Below are 4232 nucleotides of genomic sequence, written 5' to 3' on the forward strand. Positions count from 1 at the left end.
CGCACAGTCGATGTGGGTCTGGGTGATCGCGTGCGCCCTGCTCACGCTGGGCGCGTGCTCGTATGCGGAGTGGTCCAGTCGTGGCGTGGGTTCCATCGCGGCGCGTTCGGGCCGTCCGCGGCTGGGTGACCGCTGGGCACGCGGTGCTGGCATCGAAGGACCAGGCAGTTCTTCGCGTGCTTCTCGCAGGTCCTGCCAGACGAACATGCAGATTACGCCGATGCTGATCGTGATGAGACCGGCCACGATCCACCAGACCGACGCCCCCGTCACGATCGCTGCCCTGTGGCACCGAGCACGGCCCGCTCGAGGACACGCTCGCCCTCGACGGTGATGAGAACCGCGCGTTCACGGATCGCATGATCGATGCCCTCGACGTGCCCGAGATCCGGCCCCGCCCACCCGGCAGCGCGGCCCCGCAAGGGGGACTGCCGGGATACGAGCGAAAGGGGCAATGAGCTCCCGAAGTGGCCGGTAAGACCTGCGGCGCGCGTCGCTATGGCGCGGGCGGGCGTTCGTTTGTGGGTGTTGACAGTTGAAGCGGCGATGGTTGCTTCCGAAGTGAAGTGGTGGGGCGTGTTCGGATTGGCGGTGCACGACGTTCTCCGGGTGTGGGAAGGCGTTAGAACTGAGTTCATGACGGATTTCACGGCAGACAGGAGATCCAGAACATGACCTCGACAAGCAGGCTGGCGGTCGTTGTGGCTGCTGCCGTTTCGATGGGGGCGCTCACCGGCTGCGCTCACGGTGCGCAGGAGACGGTTCTGCAGAGGCATGAGGGTGCGGCAGGCTGTGTCGCGTGGTGGTGGACGGACACCGGCCCGTCATCGACGACCATCCACTGGCGCAACTTGTGCCCGAGCAGGCAAAATCTGATGGTCTCGTGGCGGAACCATCGGACGAATATGAATCCGGATGACGTGCTCTACGGAATTCCGGGTGGTGGCGAGGGTTCCGACACATGGGCGGGCATTCCGGTCGCCTTTAGACAACTATGAGACACATCCGACCTGGTCGTCGTCGGTAGAGGACCGGAGGTTCGCATCTGGGTTGATGAGCCCGGCCGCCGGGCGGGCTCCAGGCGGTTTCCGATGTTGATCAGGCGCAGTATCGGGCTTCGCGTGCTGGATAGGGTCCGGTGCGTTACATCGGTTTCCTGCTCGGGGTCTGGATTGTGACGGCGATCGATCGCACCGCGTATCCGCGGTTCAAAAGGGTGGTTCCCGCGCGGGAGCTGGTTGAGGCGTTCACGCCGACGGTCGCCGAAGTCGCGTGGGCGCGGGAGAAGACGCAGAATGATCAGCATCTGCTGGCCTTGGTGGTGTGGCTGAAGTCGTATCAGCGGCTGGGGTATTTCCCGAAGCTGGACGAGGTTCCCGCGGTGGTGGTCCAGCACATGCGCGGTCTGCTGGATCTGTCCGGCGAGGTGACGGCCGAGCATGACGCGGACCGGACCGCGAAGTGGCATCGATCGTGGGCTGGTCCGGGCGTTGGTGGGCGTGAGGTACGACGCGGGCAAGGCCCGCGTGATCGCCGAGGAGGCGATCCGCCGGGCGGTCACGACGAAGGACAATCCGGCTGATCTGATCAACGTGGCGTTGGAGGAGTTGGTGCGGGCGCGGTGCGAGTTGCCCGGGTTCTCCACGCTGGACCGGTTGGTTGCGGCGATTCGGGCGGAGACGAACACCGCGTTGTACGCGATGGTCGCGGCCCGGATCGACCTGGCCGCCAAGGCTCGGCTGACGCGGTTGTTGTGGTTGGACCCGACATCGGGGCGCAGCGAGTTCGACCGGTTGAAGACGCCGGCAAAGGCGGCGACGCTGGGGAAGTTCAAGCTGCGCCTGGCCCGGGGTCCCAGTAGCAATCGCCGAAAAAACAACGGATATGGAAACGACGCAGCTCAGCGTCGGCGGTCGGCTCCCGGACCGAGCAGCGCGGTGAGATCACGCATCGCCTGCGGCGACGGTTTGAAGTAGCGGCGCAGGTTCTCGGCCTTACGGTGCCGGGATTTCGCCATCAGTTCCAGCAGGCTGGCTCCGGATTCCCCGAGGTCGGTCAGGCCGGAGTGCCGGAGTTCGTGCAGATCCCAGCCTGTTCCGGGTCCATCGGTCGCGGTGGCGGCGTCGAGTAGATCGCGGGCCTGGTCGTAGGACAGTCGCGCCAGCCCGGTGTCGGGGCAGATATCGCGGTCGGCGAGGTACTTGCCGGGCCCGGGTCGGCGGTGGGTCACGAACACCGGCCCGCGTGTGCGGCCCTTGATCAATCTCGGGAGCAGCCGGGCGGTGCCCGCGTCCCAGTAGACGATCTCGAGGACGTGTTCGTGGTGGGCGGCGCCGCGGCGGCGGGTGCGGGGTTTGGCGCCTTTGGACTTCACTGGGGCGCATCGGCCCGTCTGGTCCAGGTCTTCGATGTTGAGCTGGAGTAGTTCCTCTGCGCGAGCGCATGTTTCGTAGAGCATGCGCCACAGCGTCTTCTCCCGCACGTGGACCTCGCGGCGGCCGATGAGGCGGTCGATCGCGGTGCGCGAGCGCACCGGGGTTTCGGAGTCCGGCGGGGTCGACCGTGCGGCCGAGGCGGGCAGTTGCGGTGCGTTCCAGCTCTGTTCGGCGCACCAGCTCAGCCATTTGCCGACCGCGGCGCGCCGGGAGTTCCAGGTGTTGACCGCCGCTTGTCCCCACAGCGATTCCAGCGCCGCGCCGATCTCGGTGTCGGTGACCGAATCCAGGGCGCGCGAGCGCCCGAGCAACCCGTCCGGGCCGGGCCCGTCGAGGGCGGCGACGGTCTTGACGATCGCGATGGCGTAGGCGCGGCGGGTGTTGGGCGATCCGATGGTGTCCAGGAACGCCTCTGCCGCGCAGCGCAGAGTTCGCGCCGGCGGGGTCCGCAGCCGGGTCACCTTCGCCGCCATGCCCCGCCTTCGCCTGGGTTGCCCCGGATAACGGGGCCGGTTCGTGTCGTGCCGCGACGGGATCGCCGCAGGCCGCCTCCGATATTACCCCGGATAACAGCCCATTATCCGGGGTTACGAAGGCGTTCGGGCAACGCTGTCGAACAAGCGGCATGCGGCAGAATAGTGCGTTGCGGTTGGCGCGCGATCGTTTTACCGCCGAGAGCGACTATGACGACCCAGTGCTCGGGTTCGACCCAGTGGTCGATTGAGTGGTCCTGCTGGGGGGAATCGCCAGCTTCAATGACAACGTCGATCACGCATGCATGTTGTTCGTAGTCACGACCGCACCCATGTTGAGAAAGCCTGAGTTCTTCGTCGAATCGATGGCGCCGGTGTGGTTTCGTCCGGTGCCGCCGCTCTGATGAACACCGCATTCTCCCCGAGCCAGGGTAAGCATCTCGTGGGTCATGTCGCCGAGTGCCTTGCCGATCGCTCCGGATCAGCCCGCGGAACCCGACGGCGCGGGCACGGTGTCGGGCCCGGTCTCGGCGTGCAGGTATTCGACGCCGACCGGGAAGGTGTGCTCATGGATGTCGGGATCCTGGACCTGCTTGTGGTGCCAGCCGTCTTTGTCCATGGTCGACTCGGTGTGGTAACCGCCCGGCTTGGTGTAGCTCGGGCAGTCGGTTTTCACCCGCTCGGTTAGACCGCGGCCGATGCGGCTGCGGGTCTCGTGGACGCCGCCGCCGATCGAGCAAGTTACCCGCGCGGTCACGAAATACACGTCGTCGGTGCTGTTGTGGCAGTAGAAGTCGTCCCCGCAGGCAAGCCCCGGGGCCACATCCCTGATGTTCCAAGCGCTGGCCTGCGGGGCGAGAACCCCGAGTCCGGCCGAGATCAGAGCGGCGACGCTTAGGCCAACCGTCATCCGTTGCGTCATGCGCATGTCAACTCTCCTTCATCAGCCTGACCAGACACCCGCTGTGGCGGCGCACAATTCACGAGGCCGGCCTCCGAGTTACCGCGGACCACCCGCTCGGCCCGGCGACCAACTTGAGGGTAGCGATCAAAGGAATCAGCCGCCTATCGGTTATTCGCCCTAATCATGTTGTAGGGCAATCCGGAACGCAGGAAAGGGTCCGTCGCGGCCGACCAGGGGCAGTAGCCGTCGCGACTGGCGACAGCATTTCAGGGATCAACACAACGTCGATCGATCTTCGAGAGCCGGAGTCATCCGCACCCTCAACTCGGCTACTTAAGACTGGTGGTAGGGCTTGATCCCGGCCAGGATCAGTCCCAGGTACCCGGTGGGAAGCTCCCTAATCGGCTGCCCACCAGCAGT

6 protein-coding genes are annotated in these 4232 nt (G+C 65.9%); 2 read left to right on the top strand and 4 right to left on the bottom strand.

Translation table 11 applies throughout. The annotated features are described in order from the left end of the window. On the bottom strand, positions 1 to 273 hold a 273-nt coding region (locus tag ABH933_RS45405; protein WP_429429351.1), incomplete at its 3' end, for a hypothetical protein. Positions 274 to 1138: 865 nt separating this feature from the next. Between ABH933_RS45405 and ABH933_RS45410 the strand changes: the two genes are divergently transcribed. Together ABH933_RS45410 and ABH933_RS45415 are read left to right on the top strand one after the other, a co-directional pair. Then, positions 1139 to 1582 (top strand): DUF4158 domain-containing protein, encoded by a 444-nt coding sequence (locus ABH933_RS45410; RefSeq protein WP_429429353.1) that lies wholly within the window; start codon positions 1139 to 1141, stop codon positions 1580 to 1582. Further along, complete coding sequence (locus tag ABH933_RS45415; protein ID WP_429429355.1) at positions 1500 to 1976, top strand: DUF4158 domain-containing protein; 477 nt, start codon at positions 1500 to 1502, stop codon at positions 1974 to 1976. Before ABH933_RS45410 ends, ABH933_RS45415 begins: the two co-directional genes overlap by 83 nt. On the opposite strand, the gene ABH933_RS45420 is transcribed toward ABH933_RS45415, so the two are convergent. From ABH933_RS45420 to ABH933_RS45430, 3 genes are all read right to left on the bottom strand, one after another. Beyond that, positions 1901 to 2908: a tyrosine-type recombinase/integrase gene (locus ABH933_RS45420; protein ID WP_429429357.1), complete on the bottom strand. Its 1008-nt coding sequence runs from the start codon at positions 2906 to 2908 to the stop codon at positions 1901 to 1903. The genes ABH933_RS45415 and ABH933_RS45420 overlap by 76 nt on opposite strands. 295 nt (positions 2909 to 3203) lie before the next feature. Continuing rightward, positions 3204 to 3359: a hypothetical protein gene (locus ABH933_RS45425; protein ID WP_429429359.1), complete on the bottom strand. Its 156-nt coding sequence runs from the start codon at positions 3357 to 3359 to the stop codon at positions 3204 to 3206. Between the two features lie 30 nt (positions 3360 to 3389). After that, entirely contained in the window at positions 3390 to 3836 is a 447-nt protein-coding gene (locus ABH933_RS45430; RefSeq protein ID WP_429455343.1) for a hypothetical protein, read from the bottom strand. Between the last annotated feature and the right edge of the window lie 396 nt (positions 3837 to 4232).

It is taken from the genome of Nocardia sp. GP40, assembly GCF_050434125.1.
GTDB classification, from domain to species: Bacteria; Actinomycetota; Actinomycetes; order Mycobacteriales; family Mycobacteriaceae; genus Nocardia; species Nocardia albiluteola.